15 protein-coding genes are annotated in these 14,667 nt (G+C 64.0%); 9 read left to right on the plus strand and 6 right to left on the minus strand.

Translation table 11 applies throughout. The features are described 5' to 3' along the window. Positions 1 to 11 precede the first annotated feature (11 nt). Positions 12 to 1,352, plus strand: a complete 1,341-nt coding sequence (locus tag NP503_RS21480) for a hybrid sensor histidine kinase/response regulator (RefSeq protein WP_127270232.1) — start codon at positions 12 to 14, stop codon at positions 1,350 to 1,352. Positions 1,353 to 1,390: 38 nt separating this feature from the next. On the opposite strand, the gene NP503_RS21485 is transcribed toward NP503_RS21480, so the two are convergent. Further along, positions 1,391 to 2,074, minus strand: coding sequence for a response regulator transcription factor (locus NP503_RS21485; RefSeq protein ID WP_027039066.1), 684 nt, complete (start codon positions 2,072 to 2,074; stop codon positions 1,391 to 1,393). A 174-nt stretch (positions 2,075 to 2,248) separates the two neighbouring features. On the opposite strand from NP503_RS21485, the gene NP503_RS21490 reads away from it, so the two are divergent. Genes NP503_RS21490 through NP503_RS21500 form a run of 3 tightly spaced genes read left to right on the plus strand, consistent with a single transcriptional unit; the run spans position 2,249 to position 4,062 of the window. Beyond that, a complete protein-coding gene (locus NP503_RS21490) occupies positions 2,249 to 2,944 on the plus strand; it encodes a fumarylacetoacetate hydrolase family protein (protein WP_127273131.1) in 696 nt (231 codons plus the stop codon). Between the two features lie 4 nt (positions 2,945 to 2,948). Next, positions 2,949 to 3,599, plus strand: coding sequence for a maleylacetoacetate isomerase (gene maiA / locus NP503_RS21495; protein ID WP_127271345.1), 651 nt, complete (start codon positions 2,949 to 2,951; stop codon positions 3,597 to 3,599). Further along, positions 3,589 to 4,062, plus strand: a complete 474-nt coding sequence (locus NP503_RS21500; protein ID WP_127271343.1) for a DUF4262 domain-containing protein — start codon at positions 3,589 to 3,591, stop codon at positions 4,060 to 4,062. Before maiA ends, NP503_RS21500 begins: the two co-directional genes overlap by 11 nt. 2 nt (positions 4,063 to 4,064) lie before the next feature. Here the strand turns inward: NP503_RS21500 and NP503_RS21505 are convergent, their stop codons facing one another. Then, positions 4,065 to 5,306, minus strand: a complete 1,242-nt coding sequence (locus tag NP503_RS21505; RefSeq protein ID WP_127273130.1) for an MFS transporter — start codon at positions 5,304 to 5,306, stop codon at positions 4,065 to 4,067. A gap of 102 nt (positions 5,307 to 5,408) precedes the next feature. Here NP503_RS21505 and NP503_RS21510 point away from each other — a divergent pair, with 102 nt between their 5' ends. Together NP503_RS21510 and NP503_RS21515 are read left to right on the plus strand one after the other, a co-directional pair. After that, positions 5,409 to 5,870 (plus strand): helix-turn-helix domain-containing protein, encoded by a 462-nt coding sequence (locus tag NP503_RS21510; protein WP_127271974.1) that lies wholly within the window; start codon positions 5,409 to 5,411, stop codon positions 5,868 to 5,870. Between the two features lie 98 nt (positions 5,871 to 5,968). Next, the gene (locus NP503_RS21515) at positions 5,969 to 7,009 is read left to right on the plus strand and encodes a zinc-dependent alcohol dehydrogenase family protein (protein ID WP_127258661.1); all 1,041 of its coding nucleotides are present in this window, start codon (positions 5,969 to 5,971) and stop codon (positions 7,007 to 7,009) included. A 121-nt stretch (positions 7,010 to 7,130) separates the two neighbouring features. Here NP503_RS21515 and NP503_RS21520 read toward each other — a convergent pair whose 3' ends face one another. Continuing rightward, positions 7,131 to 8,021: a DMT family transporter gene (locus NP503_RS21520; protein ID WP_127272798.1), complete on the minus strand. Its 891-nt coding sequence runs from the start codon at positions 8,019 to 8,021 to the stop codon at positions 7,131 to 7,133. Between the two features lie 104 nt (positions 8,022 to 8,125). Between NP503_RS21520 and NP503_RS21525 the strand changes: the two genes are divergently transcribed. Both NP503_RS21525 and cml read left to right on the plus strand, forming a co-directional pair. Beyond that, complete coding sequence (locus tag NP503_RS21525) at positions 8,126 to 9,535, plus strand: PLP-dependent aminotransferase family protein (protein WP_127273129.1); 1,410 nt, start codon at positions 8,126 to 8,128, stop codon at positions 9,533 to 9,535. 213 nt (positions 9,536 to 9,748) lie between these two features. After that, positions 9,749 to 10,945 (plus strand): CmlA/FloR family chloramphenicol efflux MFS transporter, encoded by a 1,197-nt coding sequence (gene cml / locus NP503_RS21530; protein ID WP_127267533.1) that lies wholly within the window; start codon positions 9,749 to 9,751, stop codon positions 10,943 to 10,945. A 49-nt stretch (positions 10,946 to 10,994) separates the two neighbouring features. On the opposite strand, the gene NP503_RS21535 is transcribed toward cml, so the two are convergent. Further along, entirely contained in the window at positions 10,995 to 11,888 is an 894-nt protein-coding gene (locus NP503_RS21535) for a LysR family transcriptional regulator (protein WP_127267532.1), read from the minus strand. 128 nt (positions 11,889 to 12,016) lie between these two features. On the opposite strand from NP503_RS21535, the gene NP503_RS21540 reads away from it, so the two are divergent. Continuing rightward, positions 12,017 to 13,468 (plus strand): MFS transporter, encoded by a 1,452-nt coding sequence (locus NP503_RS21540; protein WP_127267531.1) that lies wholly within the window; start codon positions 12,017 to 12,019, stop codon positions 13,466 to 13,468. Positions 13,469 to 13,507: 39 nt separating this feature from the next. Here the strand turns inward: NP503_RS21540 and NP503_RS21545 are convergent, their stop codons facing one another. After that, on the minus strand, positions 13,508 to 14,005 hold the full coding sequence (locus NP503_RS21545; RefSeq protein ID WP_127267530.1) for a MaoC family dehydratase: 498 nt from the start codon (positions 14,003 to 14,005) through the stop codon (positions 13,508 to 13,510). A 191-nt stretch (positions 14,006 to 14,196) separates the two neighbouring features. Next, positions 14,197 to 14,625 carry a phasin family protein gene (locus NP503_RS21550; RefSeq protein WP_127267529.1) on the minus strand — a complete coding sequence of 143 codons (429 nt, stop codon included), beginning with the start codon at positions 14,623 to 14,625 and terminating at the stop codon, positions 14,197 to 14,199. Between the last annotated feature and the right edge of the window lie 42 nt (positions 14,626 to 14,667).

Genomic DNA, 14,667 nt, shown 5'->3' on the forward strand with positions numbered 1-14,667 from the left:
GCGCAAACAAGATGCCGCTGAGGGACATAAACGATCTTGAAAAGCTGAAGAAGATCAACGCGGCACTGGTCAGCCGCGTCGAGCGCTCTATGGACCAGCAAGGCAACGCCTTTTCGCTGTTCCAGACCGCGATCTCGCTGGAAAACCGGGTGCGCACCCGCACCGAGGAACTGCACTCGACCTTGCGCCGGCTGGAGCAGTCGAACATCGACCTCAGCGCCGCCAAGGAAAACGCCGAACTGGCGAACCTGTCGAAAACCCGTTTCCTCGCCGCTGCCAGCCACGACGTGCTGCAGCCGCTGAACGCGGCCCATCTCTCGGTTTCGGCGCTCGCCGAAGTTCAGACCAGTGACGAGGGCAAGAAACTGGTGCGGCAGGTCGAGCGCTCGCTGGAGACGATGGAGGACCTGCTTAGAACCCTGCTCGACATCTCAAAGCTCGATGCCGGCGTGGTGCAGCCCGACATAGGCGACGTCAGCCTGGAGGCGCTGTTCTCGTCGCTCCGCTCGGATTTCCTGCCGGTGGCGGAGATGAAAGGCCTGTCGCTGAAATTCCGGCCGGTCCACGCCGTGGTCCGCTCCGACCGCACGCTGCTGCGCCGCATCCTGCAGAACATTCTTTCCAACGCGCTGGGCTATACACGCTCGGGCGGCGTGCTTGTCGGCACCAGACATCGCGGCGACACCATCCGCATCGACGTCGCCGATACGGGCTGCGGCATTCCCGACGACCAGCGCGAGGCGGTGTTCGAGGAATTCCATCGCGGCACCTCGCCGGCCAATGCCGAACTGGACGGTGGCGGTCTCGGGCTCGGGCTCGCCATCGTGCGCCGCATGGCCAGCGCGCTCGGCCATCCCGTGACATTCTCGTCGAAGGTCGGACGCGGCACGATCTTCCACATCGATGTTCCGGTCGGCATCGGTGCGCCAGCCGATGCCATCGCCAGCGTTGCCGACATGGAACGGCCGCGCGGCTATGGCCTGTTCGGCACCAAGGTGCTGCTGGTCGAGAACGATATCGAGGTGCTGCAGGCCATGACCTTCCTGCTCGAACGCTGGCAATGCCTGGTGCGGGCCGCGACCTCGACCGACGATGCGCTCGACATGCTTGGCGACACCGACTGGGTGCCCGACATCGTCATTGCCGACCAGCATCTCGACGGCGGCGATCTCGGTACCACGACCATCGCTGAAGTCCGCGACTATCTCGGCCGCGCCGTGCCGGCGCTGATCGTCACCGCCGACAGTTCGGAAGCAGTCGCCAAAGCCGCCCGCTCCGGCGGCATCGAACTGATGCGCAAGCCGCTGAAACCGGCACAACTAAGGGCGCTGCTGGCGCATTTGCTGGCTTAGCTGGTCATTTATCTCCAGAGGGCCGAGCGCAGCAAAGCTCAAAATCCCGCCTGGTCCCGAAACAGCTCCGCATTGTCCAGCTTCGACACCTCGATCACCGCCTGCGTGCGGCTATAGACATTGAGCTTGCGCAATATCTCCGAGACATGCGCCTTCACAGTCGTCTCGCCCACCTGCAGCTCGTAGGCGATCTGCTTGTTGAGGAGACCCTGGCGCAGCATCTGCAGCACGCGCAATTGCTGCGGCGTCAGCGTCGACAGGCGCTGCACCATGTCGGCGCGGTCGACGCTTTCGGCGTCCGGCGTGCGGCCTTCATAGGTTTCCGGCACATAGATCGCGCCTTCCATCACCGAGCGTATGGCGGCGGCGAGGTCGCTCTTGCGCGCCGATTTCGGGATGAAGCCGGCAGCGCCGTAGGACAGCGCCTCAGAAATGATCTTCGGCTCCTCATAGCCTGAGACGATGACCACGGGCAGGCGCGGATAGCGGGTCCGGAGTTGCAGCAGCCCGTCAAAACCGTGCACGTCGGGCATCGAGAGGTCGAGAAGCGCGAGGTCGAACGGCTTGGCATCGGCCAGAAGATCGAGCGCCTCGGTGATCGAGCGCGCCTCCACCGTGTCGACTTCCGGATAGGCCATCTGCACGGCGCTGTGCAGCGCCTCGCGAAACAGCGGATGGTCGTCGATGATCAGGAACCGGGCGCGATCGTGGGTTGCGGTCATGGGGTTCATTTCAGTTCGTGAGCGATTAGAATAACCTCTCCACCATGGCCAGATTATTGCCAAATAGTATATCGCCATCTCCGGCGGAAAGTGCCGCCGGCACTTTCTCGACCAAATCGCCTTGTCCAGGCCCTAAATCGGTCGAATGTTCCGGCAACCAAGCAGAGACCCTTGATGACAGAATTCGTCCTTCCCCTGCCCGCAACCGCATCGGTGGCCGTCGCCGGTTCGTCCGATCGTTTTGCGGTGCGCCGTATCTACTGCGTCGGCCGCAACTACGCGGCGCATGCCCGCGAATTCGGCAATGACGAGCGTGATCCGCCCTTCTTCTTCACCAAGCCGGCCGACGCGGTGGTCGATTCCGGCACCGCTATCCCCTACCCGCCGCTGACGGCCAATCTGCACCACGAGATCGAACTGGTGGCCGCGATCGGCAAAGCCGGCTTCCGCATTCCCCGCGACAAGGCGCTGGACCATGTCTGGGGCTATGGTGTCGGCATCGACCTCACCCGCCGCGATCTGCAGGACGAGGCCAAGAAGGCCGCCCGGCCCTGGGACTGGTCGAAGGCCTTCGACCGCTCCGCCCCTTGCGGCCCGCTGGTGCAAGCGCAGGAATCCGGCCATCCACGGAAAGGCCGCATCTGGCTCGCCGTCAACGGCAAGGTCAGGCAGGACGCCGACCTCGCCGAACTGATCTGGCCGATATCGGATATCGTGTCGATCTGCAGCGAGGCGATGGAACTCGAGCCCGGCGACCTGATCTTCACCGGTACGCCGGCAGGCGTCGGCGCGGTTGGCGTCGGCGACACGATGACCGGCGGCGTCGACGGCATCGGGACCATCGAAGTGACCATCGGCCAACCGAAGTGAGGCCATGAGCGAACTCATCCTGCACAACTACTATCGCTCCTCCACCTCCTATCGGGTGCGGATCGCGCTGGAGATGAAGGGGCTGAGCTACGACTATGTCCCGCATCATCTGCGCCATGGCGAGCATCTGGAACCAGCCTATCTCGCGGTCAATCCTCAAGGGCTGGTGCCGGCGCTGATCCTCGGCGACGGCACGCTGCTGACCCAATCGCTGGCGATCATCGAGTTCCTCGACGAGACCAAACCGGAACCACCGCTGCTGCCGAAGGACCCGGCCGGCCGGGCACGCGTGAGAATGCTGGCGCAGATGATCGCCTGCGACATCCACCCGGTGAACAATCTGCGCGTGCTGACCTCGCTGCGCACTCTGTTCGGCGCCGGCGACGAAGACATCACCAACTGGTTCCGCCACTGGGTGAACGAGGGTTTCCGGCCGCTTGAAAAGATCATGGCGTCGTCGGCGGAGACGGGTACATTCTGCCATGGCGATGCGCCGGGCCTGGCCGACATCTGCCTCGCCGCGCAGATTGCCAGCAACGCCCGGTTTGGCGTCGATCTGACGCCCTACCCGACGATCGCGCGCATCAACGCCGCCTGCATGGCGCTGCCGGCCTTCCAGAAAGCCGCGCCCCAGAACCAGCTCGATGCCGAGTAGAGAAGCCACTGACCCGGATGAAGCCAAGGCGCTGGCCGATATCGAGGCCTATGGCTGCCACATCTTGCATGTGCTGGAGGAAGGCGACGATCCGCCTTTCACCTATTCGGTTGGAATAGAGCACAACTTCAAGGCGCCGGAACTCATCGTCATCGGCCTGAAGCCGGAAATCTCCCAGTTCATCATCAACGAGTATTGCAGCCGCGTCCGCTCCGGCGAGGTTTTCCAACCAGGGCAGCGATCGTCCGGTTTTATCGAAGGTTTCGACTGTCAATTCGGCACCGTTCACATCGAACACTACCGCGAGCATTTCGGCTGGGACCTCTGGTTCTACGACGGCCTGGATTTCCGTGTTCTCCAGCTGATCTATCCCACTGTGGACGGCATCTGGCCATGGCAGGCCGAGGCGAGCAACTGGTTCCGGGCCTGGCAGCCGCTTCTCGACACCGCGCCGTCGCCATAGGCCTATCTGCCGACGCGCAGCGTCAACGCCCAGAACAGCAGCGCCAACAGGCCGATGCCGGCGCCAAGCACACAGACGCCATTCCAGCCCATTGCACCGTAAGCCATGGTCGAGGCGATGGAGCCCAGGGCACTGCCGACCGAGTAGAAGATCATATAGCCGCCAACCAGTCGGCTGCGCGCATCCGGGCGCCGGGCGAAGATCAGGCTCTGGTTGGTGACGTGGACGGCCTGGATCGCCAGATCGAGCATGACGATGCCGGCAACGAGCAGCCACAGCGACATGCCCATGAAGGCGATCGGCAGCCAGGCTGCCATCATCAGCAGCAGGCTGAAGCCGGTGACCAACTGGCCGCGGCCGCGATCGACGAGGCCGCCGGTCCAGCGCGCACCGAGCGCGCCGGCGACGCCCGCAAGGCCGAAAAGCCCAATCTCGGTATGCGAAAGTGAAAATGGCGCAGCACTCAACGGCAGCACCAGCGGCGCCCACAGCACGTTGAAGCTGGCGAAGATCAGCATGGCCAGCACCGCCCGCACGCGCAGCAGCGGCTCCTGCGCGAACAGCAGCAGCACCGAAGCGAGCAGGCGCGGATAGGATGTGCGTGGCCGCTCCGCCTCGTGGCGCGGCAGGATCAGGTAGAGAACCATCGCCATGACAAGCGTCAACCCGGCCGAGACAAGATAAACCCAGCGCCAACCGGCGAAATCGGCGACGACCCCTGAAGCGAAGCGGGCAAGCAGGATGCCCAGGATGACACCGCTGGTGACGGTGCCGACCGCCCGCCCCCGCTGCGACGCTACGGCGAGGTCGGCAGCGAAGGCGACCAGCACCTGCACCACCACCGCAAGCAGCCCGACCACCGCCAGGCTCGCCAGCAGCATCGCCGCATTGGGCGCGACCCCGACCGCCACCAGCGCCACGGCAGACAGAATCGCCTGCCCGGCAATCAGCTTGCGGCGATCGAACAGGTCGCCCAGCGGCACGATAAAGAACAGGCCGAGCCCATAGCCGATCTGCGTTACCGTCACCACGATGCCAACCGAGGCCGGCGCGATAGCAAAATCATGCGCCATGGCGTCGAGCAGCGGATGGGCGAAATAGACATTGGCAACGCTCAGGCCGCAGGCGATGGCGAAGATCAGCGCGGTCAATCGTGACAATCCCGCAGGCGGCGGCGCCACCCGAGGCGGCCCATCGGATTGCTCGAGGCTTGTTGCACCGCTGTTCACCACCTGCATGTTCATGTCTGCTCTCTCCATAAAAGGTTTCAACTTGAAACCTCTTGCTGGATAGGCAGAACAGTTTTATGTTGCAACCGAAAATCGAATGCTGGACCAACGACTGCCATGGTGAAACGAACGAGCCACCACGAAGCGGATTGCCTCATAGCGCGACCACTGGACGCGATTGGCGACTGGTGGTCGCTGCTCATCGTGCGTGACGCGTTCGACGGCTTGCGGCGCTTCGGCGAATTCCAGAAGAGCCTCGGCGTCGCCAAGAACATCCTGTCGTCGCGGCTGCGCAATCTCGTCGCGCATGGCATCCTCGAAACGGTCCCGGCACCCGACGGCAGCGCGCACCATGAATATGTGCTGACGCAAAAGGGACGCGGCCTGTTCTATGTCCTGGTTGCCCTGCGGCAATGGGGCGAGACCTACTTCGCCGGACCGGGCGAACCCTATACCTTCATGGTCGACAATCTCACCGGCCGGCCGATCAAGCGCCTGGAAGTCCATGCCGAGGACGGGCGGCAGCTTGCCCCCGGCGAAACCCGGCTTGCCGACTTTCGCAACCGCGAAACCGGTTAAGAGCTGCTGCCTGCCAACAGGCGTGGCGGAATCGATTTCCGCTCGACCAGACAGGGAATCGGCTATCGTTTCCTGCAGCACAGAGGGTGGAGTGACCGATGAAAGCCGTCGTCTTCGAGAAATTCGGCGAAGCGCCGACGATCCAGACCGTTCCCGATCCGAAGCCGGCAGCCGATGGCGTCGTCATCAAGGTCGAAGCGACCGGTCTGTGCCGCAGCGACTGGCATGGCTGGATGGGTCATGACGATGGCATCACGCTGCCGCATGTACCGGGCCACGAACTGGCCGGTATCGTCGTCGCCGCCGGCAAGCAGGTCACCCGCTGGAAGGCCGGCGAGCGCGTCACCGTGCCGTTCGCCGTCGGCTGCGGCCGCTGCTTCGAGTGCAATTCGGGCAATCACCAGGTCTGCGAGCATCAGACCCAACCCGGCTTCACCGGCTGGGGTTCGTTCGCCGAATATGTCGCCATCGAACACGCCGACACCAACCTAGTGCGCTTACCCGACGAGATGGAATTCGCCACCGCCGCCAGCCTCGGCTGCCGCTTCGTCACCTCGTTTCGCGCCATCGTCGACCAGGGCCGGGTGACGCCGGGCGAATGGGTCGCGGTGCATGGCTGCGGCGGCGTCGGCCTGTCGGCGATCATGATCGCCAGCGCCATGGGCGCCAATGTCATCGCCATCGATCTCACCGACGAGAAACTGGATTTCGCCAAAAAGATCGGCGCCGTCGCCACCATCAATGCATCTACGACGCCGAACGTGGTCAAGGCGGTCAAGCAGATCACCAATGGCGGCGCGCATATGTCGATGGACGCGCTCGGCCACCCCACCACCTCGTTCAATTCGATATCCAATCTGCGCCGGCGCGGCCGCCATGTGCAGGTCGGCCTGATGCTGGGCGAGCATGCCCGGCCGCAGGTGCCGATGGACAAGGTGATCGCCTTCGAACTCGAAATCCTTGGCAGCCACGGCATGCAGGCCTACCGCTACCAGGCGATGATGGACATGATCCGCAACGGCAAGCTGAAGCCCGAACTGCTGGTCGGCAAGAGAATCAGTCTCGACGAGGCGCCCGCGGCCTTGATGGCGATGGGCGGCTTCGAGGGGATTGGTATTGGAGTGGTGACGAAGTTCTAAAGCGCGTCGCGTTTGAACGGATCCAGGCGACGCGCTTTAGGTCCTTGTTTTTATGCATGTCGTTCTCCCAAAACCGGGGCCACTTTTGGGCGACATGCATTGGGCGAGGACGGCACCGTCGTCAGGCGATCGCGCGTCGTGGCAATTCCTGCTTCGCGAATCGCTTGGCGCCTACGACGCAGAGCACGACGCCAAGCGTGACGACCACCATCAGCGGGCTGACCTGCTCGTGCAGCAGCGTCGCTGCCAGTGCCAATCCGAAAAATGGCTGCAGCAGCTGCAACTGCCCGACCGCGGCGATGCCGCCTTGCGCCAGCCCGCGATACCAGAACACGAAGCCGATCAGCATGCTGAACAGCGAGACATAGGCAAGCCCTATCCACGCCCTGACGCCGACGCCTTCGAACGATGGCGGCATGGTCATCAGCGTCAGCACCAGCATGATCGGCAGCGACAGCACCAGCGCCCAGCAGATCACTTGCCAGCCGCCGAGCTTGCGCGACAGCGCGGCGCCCTCGGCATAGCCCAGGCCGCAGGCGATGATGGCGGCCAGCATCAGACCATCGCCCACCGGCGAGGCCGTCACGCCCTGCGTCAGGGCAAAACCCGCGACCAGCGCGCTGCCGATGCATGAAAACAGCCAGAACGCCGGGCGCGGACGGTCGCCGCCGCGCAGCACGCCGAAGATCGCGGTCGCCAACGGCAGCAGGCCGACGAAGATGATGGAATGGGCCGTGGTGACGTGCTTGAGCGCCAACGCGGTCAGCAGGGGAAACCCGACAACCACGCCAAGTGCGACGATCACCAGCGACAGCAGATCGCCGCGCTCCGGGCGTTTCTGCCGAAACAGAAGCAGCAGCGCCAGGCCAAGCAGGCCGGCAATCGCCGCCCGGGCCGACGTCAGGAATGTCGGATCGAAATCCCTGACCGCCACGCGCGTTGCCGGCAGGGAGCCGCTGAAGATCAACACGCCGATGAATCCATTCATCCAGCCGCTCGCGGTCTTGTCCATCGTATGCTCCGTTTGTCGGCTCCGTATCGCGCGGAGCCGGTGGTATCGCCAGAGACAATGCGGTACAATTATGCAAAACTGTCATGCTTGGCAGAGCAGTACGGATGGACAAACAGACCACAGGAAGCGAGAGCAGCGGAACGCTGGTCGAAGGTGTCATGGCGACGATCCGCCAGCGGATCGCGGCGCGCAGCCTGACGCCGGGAGCGCAATTGCCGTCGATCCGCGCCTTTGCCAAATCCATGCGAGTGTCCAAATCCACCGTGGTCGAAGCCTATGAGCGGCTCGCCGCCGAAGGGACGATCCGCTCGCGGCCGGGCTCCGGATTCTATGCCGCCGGATCGCTGGCGCCGCTGTCGCTGGCCGAAATCGGCCCCCGCCTCGACCGCGCGGTCGATCCACTCTGGATCTCACGCCAGTCCCTGGAGGCCGGCGACGACATGCTGAAACCCGGCTGCGGCTGGCTGCCGGCCTCGTGGATGCCGCAGGCCGGTCTGCGCCGGGCACTGCGCACGGTAGCGCGTGCCGACGATGTCGCACTGGCCGATTACGGCACGCCGCTCGGCCTGCCGCCGCTGCGGCAATTGCTGGCGCGGCGTATGGCCGGGCACGGCATCGAGGCCTCTCCCGAGCAGATCATGCTGACGGAATCAGGCACGCAGGCCATCGACCTGTTGTGCCGGTTCCTGATCGAGCCCGGCGACACCGTGCTGGTCGACGACCCCTGCTACTTCAACTTCCATGCTTTGTTGCGCGCCCACCGAGCCAAGGTCGTCAGCGTTCCCTACACGCCGTCGGGGCCGGACATCGATCTGTTCGCGCAGGCGCTGGCCGAGCATCGGCCGCGCCTCTACATCACCAATTCCGCCATCCACAACCCGACCGGCGCGGTGCTGTCGCCAGTCACCGCCCATCGGCTGCTCAAGCTCGCCGACCAGTCGGAATTGACTATCGTCGAAGACGACATCTTCGCCGATTTTGAACATGCGCCCGCCCCCAGGCTGGCGGCGTTCGATGGTCTGAACCGCGTCGTCCACATCGGCAGCTTCTCCAAGACGCTGTCGGCGTCGGTTCGCTGCGGCTTCATCGCAGCCCCCCGCGACTGGATCGAGCCCCTGACCGACCTGAAGATCGCCACCACCTTTGGCGGCGGCCGGCTTGCGGCCGAATTGGTGCTGACGCTGCTCAAAGACGGCAGTTACCGGAAGCACATGGATTTGCTGCGCGCACGGCTTGCGCGCGCCATGGGCGAGACGGGCGCCCGCCTGAAGGCGATCGGCATCTCACCCTGGATCGACCAGCCGGCCGGCCTGTTCCTGTGGTGCAGTCTGCCGGATGGCGTCGATGCGGCCGAAGTGGCCCGCCGCGCTCTGGCCGACAATATCGTGCTGGCGCCCGGCAACGCATTCAGCCTGTCTGGAACGGCCAGCCGCTTCCTGCGCTTCAACGTCGCCCAATGCACGGACGAGCGGATTTTCAGGGTGATCGAGGCAGCGATGGCGCGACCAAGCTGATCCTGTTGCCTGGACAACCTCCGGCTGCTAAGGGACGGATCTGCGCGTCGAGAGAATATCCGCGCGATCCGGGATAACGACTATGGGAACCAGCAAGTCAGCAGACAAGTAGGCCGCAACAGCACTTCGTTGTTGCGGCGGCCCGTCATTTCCCATCTTCAGTGCGAACGGCAGATCGCCGCCAAATGTAGCCATTTGAGCGGATGTTCAATCATGCCTTTTCCAAAAAACCCGACATGGACCACTTCCCTGCCAGCAGCCATGGTGCTGATGGCGCCCTTCGACATCCTGGCCTCGCTGGCCATGGACATCTACCTCCCGATTGTCCCGGCGATGCCGGAGATCCTCAAGACATCGCCCGATGTCATCCAACTGACACTGAGCCTCTACATGATCTGCCTTGGGCTCGGCCAAATCGTCTTCGGCCCGATTTCCGACAGGATCGGCAGGCGTCCGGTGCTGATCGGCGGCGCGCTTTTGTTTGCAGGCGCTTCCGCCCTGCTCGCCTGCACCTCGCTGGCCATGGTGTTCGTCGCCTTGCGGGTCGTGCAGGCCATCGGTGCATCCGCCGTTCTCGTTGCGACCTTTGCAACGGTTCGCGACGTCTATGCGCAGAGGCCTGAAAGTGCCGTCATCTACGGCCTGTTCAGTTCGATGCTGGCCTTCGTGCCGGCGTTAGGGCCGATTGCCGGTGCGTTGATCGCCGACAATCTCGGCTGGCGCGCGATCTTCCTGACGCTCGGCGGTCTGGCGGTAGCCGCCACCCTCAATGCATGGCCGAGATGGCATGAAACACGACCTACCAATGGCAACGACAGGCGAATGGCGTTTCGTCCCATTCTCTCCAGCTTCGCCTTCTGGGCGTACACGCTCGGCTTCAGTGCCGCCATGGGCGCCTTCTTCGTGTTCTTTTCGACGGCGCCGCGGGTGCTCATGGACCGCGCCGGCTTTTCACAGCTCGGTTTCAGCCTGGCCTTCGCCACCGCGGCGCTGGTGATGATCGTGACCACCCGCTTCGCCAAAAAGTTCATTGCACGTTGGGGCGTCGCGGGCAGTGCTATCAGAGGTATGGCGATGTTGCTGCTCGGCGCGGCTCTGCTTGCGGCCGGGCAACTGTTCGCGGCGCCGTCCTTCGCGACATTCGTCTTACCGATGTGGGTCGTTGCCGCGGGTATCGTCTTCACTGTCTCAGTCACCGCGAACGGTGCGCTCGAGGCGTTCGGCGATGTCGCGGGAACCGCCGTCGCGCTCTACTTCTGCATCCAGAGCCTTGTCGTCGGCATCCTCGGCACGCTGTTCGTCATCCTGCTTGATGGAGACACGGCGTGGCCGCTGGTGGGCTACTGTTCGGTCATGGCGACGCTCACACTAGGCGCACTGAGGCATTTGCAGAAACGCCAAACCGAATAGACGGGACAGATGAGAAGCCTGGGCGGTTGGCGCAGGCTTCTCATCGTTGTCAGCGCGACGCCGCGCAGACCTCCCGCACGCGGTCGCGCAACCAGCGTTGCGCCGGATCGGCATCGAGGCGCGGATGCCAGAGCATGGAGATGGTGACCTCGGCGGTGGCAACCGGCAGGGGAAAACTGTGCATGCCGGTGCGTGCACCCTCGGTATGCCGCTCCGGAACGCTTGCGATCAGGTCTGATGTGCGGGCCATGGCAAGGGCTGCCGAGAAACCGGAAACCATGCACACGACTGTCCGCTGCAGCCCGAGCCGGTTCAGGGCCTCGTCGATCGGCCCTTTCTCGCGGCCACGCCGTGAAACGCTGATGTGCCGGCCTGCCGCATAGCGCTCTGGCGTCACCGTGCCCTCGCTCAACGGATGGCCCATTCGCACGGCGCCGATGAAGCAGTCGCGAAGCAATGCCTGGATGCGCACCTCCGGTCCGGTCTCGCCAGCGACGCCTATGTCCAGGTCGATCGCCGCGTCGCGCAGCGACATGACGTCTCTATCGGACTTCGGCGCAAAGCGCAGCCGCACGCCGGGCGCATCGGCCTGGATACGGGCAACGAGACGAGGTGCGAATTCTTCGACGAAGCTCTCATTGGTGCGCAGCGTGAAGACCCTGTCCAGGCTCGGGAGATCGAGCAAGGTGGCAGGGCGCAGCAGCGCCTCCGCATCCTGGACGACACGGCCCACCTGTTGTCGCAGTTCTTCCGCACGCGGCGTCGCCACCAGGCCGCGACCGGCGCGAACCAGCAGCGGATCGCCCGTAGCCTCGCGCAGCCGCGCCAGCGTCCGGCTCATCGCCGAGGGGCTGAGGCGCAGGCGGCTGGCGGCACGCGCCACGCTGCCTTCGGTCAGCAGGATGTCGAGAGCGAACAATAAGTTGAGATCGGGTGATGTCATCGGCAGATCATGGCATCATATGGCGCCAAACGCACGAATAAGATGCAAATGCTGCGCCTTCCGCCACATTGGCCAAGGAACTAGATCTCCAGCAGTTCCGGTTGTGGGACTGATGGAAGGAGATCGCCGTGGCAATCGCTGAGCAAAATCGGGACGGGCTGACATCGGCGCCACCACGGATGCAATCCGCCGGCTGGGCGTTGGCAAGCCTGTCGCTCGCCACGCTGCTGTCGTCGCTGGGAACCAGCATTGCCAGCGTCGGGCTGCCGTCGCTGATGCAGAATTTCGGCGCGACGTTCCAGTCCGTGCAATGGGTTGTTCTGGCCTATCTGCTCGCCATCACCACACTGATCGTCAGCGCCGGCCGGCTGGCCGACATGTTTGGACGCCGGCCGTTGCTGCTTGGCGGCATCGCGCTGTTCACATCGGCATCGGTGCTCTGCGGCCTGGCGCCGACGCTGTGGCTGCTGATCGCCGCACGCGCCGTGCAGGGACTTGGCGCGGCGCTGATGATGGCGCTGACGCTGGCCTTTGTCGCCGAAACCGTGACCAAAGACAGAATTGGCAGCGCCATGGGCCTGCTCGGCGCCATGTCCGCGATCGGCACGACACTTGGCCCCTCGCTCGGCGGCCTTTTGATCGCCGGCTTTGGCTGGCGCGCGATCTTCCTCGTCAATGTCCCGCTGGGTGTGCTCACCTTCGCTCTCGCCTGGCGTGCCTTGCCGGCACGCAATAAAACCGCGCGGCTCGACCGAGGCACGTTCGATGTCATGGGCACTGCCCTGCTGGCCCTGACATTGGCCGCCTATGCGCTGGCCATGACGCTTGGCAGAGGCAATTTCGGACCGCTCAACGTCGGCCTGCTGGTCGCTGCCGGCATCGGTGTTTTTCTTTTCGCCGCCGCGCAGGCGAGTGTGAAAAACCCCTTGATCCAGCTTGCCAGCTTCCGCGACTTCCAACTGAGCGCCAGCCTCGCCATGAGCCTCGTTGTCGCGACGGTAATGATGGCGACTTTGGTGGTTGCCCCGTTCTATCTTTCGCGAGGACTTGGGCTCGATGCCGCAATGGTCGGCCTCGTGCTGTCGACCGGGCCGCTTGTCTCGGCCCTGTCGGCGCTGGTGGCTGGACGCCTGACCGATCGCTTCGGCGCCCACAAGATGATGGTCGCCGGCCTGCTCAGCCTCACGACAGGCACGTTCCTGCTGTCGCTCGCCATGGTGACGCTCGGCATTGCCGGCTATGTCGTTCCGATCACCGTCACCTGCATCGGCTACGCGCTGTTCCAGACATCCAACAATGCAGCCGTCATGGCCGGCATCAGTGCCGGCCAGCGCGGCGTCGTCTCCGGCCTGCTCAACCTTTCGCGCAATCTCGGGCTGATCACCGGCGCCTCGTTGATGGGTGCCATATTCGCCGTCGCATCGGCCGAAAAGCACCAAAGCATTGGTCTTCTGAGTTCCGAGGCCGCCCGGGGGATGCAGGTCACATTTCAGACGGCGACAGTGCTGGCGCTGATCGCGCTGGTCCTCGCGCTGCTCTCTGCCCGCGCCGCAGGCCGCACGGAATCCAGGGGTTCGTGACGCGCCACACCGCTCAGAGAGTAGAATTCCCAAACAGGCTCAGGCGCCTGCCCGCTTGCGGCGTTCATAGAGCATGACCAGCGTTTCAGCCGTCAAGGCAGGCTTTTCCTCGCCTTCGATCTCGACCGTATTGGCTGCCTTCATGAGATACTGGCCGGGACCCCTGTCCTCCATGGACAGCAGCGTGATGCGCAGCCTGATGCGCGCGCCGACCTTGACCGGCGCCAGGAAGCGCACCTTGTCGAAGCCATAATTGAAGGCAGCCTGGGTGTTCTCGGGCACGATACCCATGCCGAGCGCCAGTGCGCCGATGATCGACAGCGTCAGATAGCCATGCGCAATCGTCGTGCGGAACGGGCTTTGCCGCCGCGCCCTTTCAGGGTCGACATGGATCCATTGGTGGTCGCCGGTGCATTCGGCGAACTGGTCGATGCGGTTCTGGTCGACCGTCGTCCACTCCGATACGCCAAGCTCCTGCCCGGCCATCATCCTCAACTGCTCGTAGGTCGGCGGCGCTTTAGGGCGTATTTCGTTCATTCCTGGTTTCCCGATCGCTTCCAAAGCCTCCGGACCACGAACTGACGGCCTCTGTCAATTCGCTCGGCGCGAATCCGTTCCGCCGGTTTCGGCCGCAATCGTGCCACGCCGCGAGCGCAGTCGCAGGCTAAAACGGGATTCCCAGGCTTCAGGGGCCGCTGGCAGCAACGAGCCAGCCTCGGCCATTTCCGCTACTTCTTCTCGTAGCCGGCGCGGATTTCCTCCATCGCCTCCTTGATGCGCGTGCGCAGGATGTCGACCGATTCGGCGCCGGATTTCTTGACCAGTTCAGCCACTTCGCCCGCATTCTTCAATGCGACTTCGAAAGACTTTCTGGCAAACTCCGTCTGTTTGGTCATCAGTTCCTGCGGATTGCCCGGCGCCCTGTAGCTTTGCGCCATGTCCGTGACCTCGCGCAGCGTGTCCTCCAGCATCTCGCGCTGCCTGGACAACAGCGAGGTCGCGCCGGCGGCACTGGCTCGTGCCGATTTCTCCAGCGCTTCGAGGTTCTTGCGGTGATGGGCGAGGATCACCTCGACATCGACATTGGGCACCTTCAGGTCGCGGCCGAACCTGCCGAACATGTCCATGAAGGAATCGGATTCCGGTTGTTTCGCCATGCTCGTTTGCTCCCCTTTGCCGCATGATGCGGGCACCCTCGG

Source organism: Mesorhizobium sp. SEMIA396, from assembly GCF_024518615.1.
GTDB lineage: Bacteria > Pseudomonadota > Alphaproteobacteria > Rhizobiales > Rhizobiaceae > Mesorhizobium.

Excerpts from the sequence above, each read along its gene's own strand:
- NP503_RS21550 (WP_127267529.1), bottom strand. The coding sequence starts at position 14,625 with ATGGCGAAACAACCGGAATCCGATTCCTTCATGGACATGTTCGGCAGG.
- NP503_RS21505 (WP_127273130.1), bottom strand. The coding sequence starts at position 5,306 with ATGAACATGCAGGTGGTGAACAGCGGTGCAACAAGCCTCGAGCAATCC.
- NP503_RS21520 (WP_127272798.1), bottom strand. The coding sequence starts at position 8,021 with ATGGACAAGACCGCGAGCGGCTGGATGAATGGATTCATCGGCGTGTTG.
- cml (WP_127267533.1), top strand. The coding sequence starts at position 9,749 with ATGCCTTTTCCAAAAAACCCGACATGGACCACTTCCCTGCCAGCAGCC.
- NP503_RS21510 (WP_127271974.1), top strand. The coding sequence starts at position 5,409 with ATGGTGAAACGAACGAGCCACCACGAAGCGGATTGCCTCATAGCGCGA.
- NP503_RS21545 (WP_127267530.1), bottom strand. The coding sequence starts at position 14,005 with ATGAACGAAATACGCCCTAAAGCGCCGCCGACCTACGAGCAGTTGAGG.
- NP503_RS21490 (WP_127273131.1), top strand. The coding sequence starts at position 2,249 with ATGACAGAATTCGTCCTTCCCCTGCCCGCAACCGCATCGGTGGCCGTC.
- NP503_RS21535 (WP_127267532.1), bottom strand. The coding sequence starts at position 11,888 with ATGACATCACCCGATCTCAACTTATTGTTCGCTCTCGACATCCTGCTG.
- NP503_RS21525 (WP_127273129.1), top strand. The coding sequence starts at position 8,126 with ATGGACAAACAGACCACAGGAAGCGAGAGCAGCGGAACGCTGGTCGAA.
- NP503_RS21515 (WP_127258661.1), top strand. The coding sequence starts at position 5,969 with ATGAAAGCCGTCGTCTTCGAGAAATTCGGCGAAGCGCCGACGATCCAG.
- maiA (WP_127271345.1), top strand. The coding sequence starts at position 2,949 with ATGAGCGAACTCATCCTGCACAACTACTATCGCTCCTCCACCTCCTAT.
- NP503_RS21485 (WP_027039066.1), bottom strand. The coding sequence starts at position 2,074 with ATGACCGCAACCCACGATCGCGCCCGGTTCCTGATCATCGACGACCAT.
- NP503_RS21500 (WP_127271343.1), top strand. The coding sequence starts at position 3,589 with ATGCCGAGTAGAGAAGCCACTGACCCGGATGAAGCCAAGGCGCTGGCC.
- NP503_RS21480 (WP_127270232.1), top strand. The coding sequence starts at position 12 with ATGCCGCTGAGGGACATAAACGATCTTGAAAAGCTGAAGAAGATCAAC.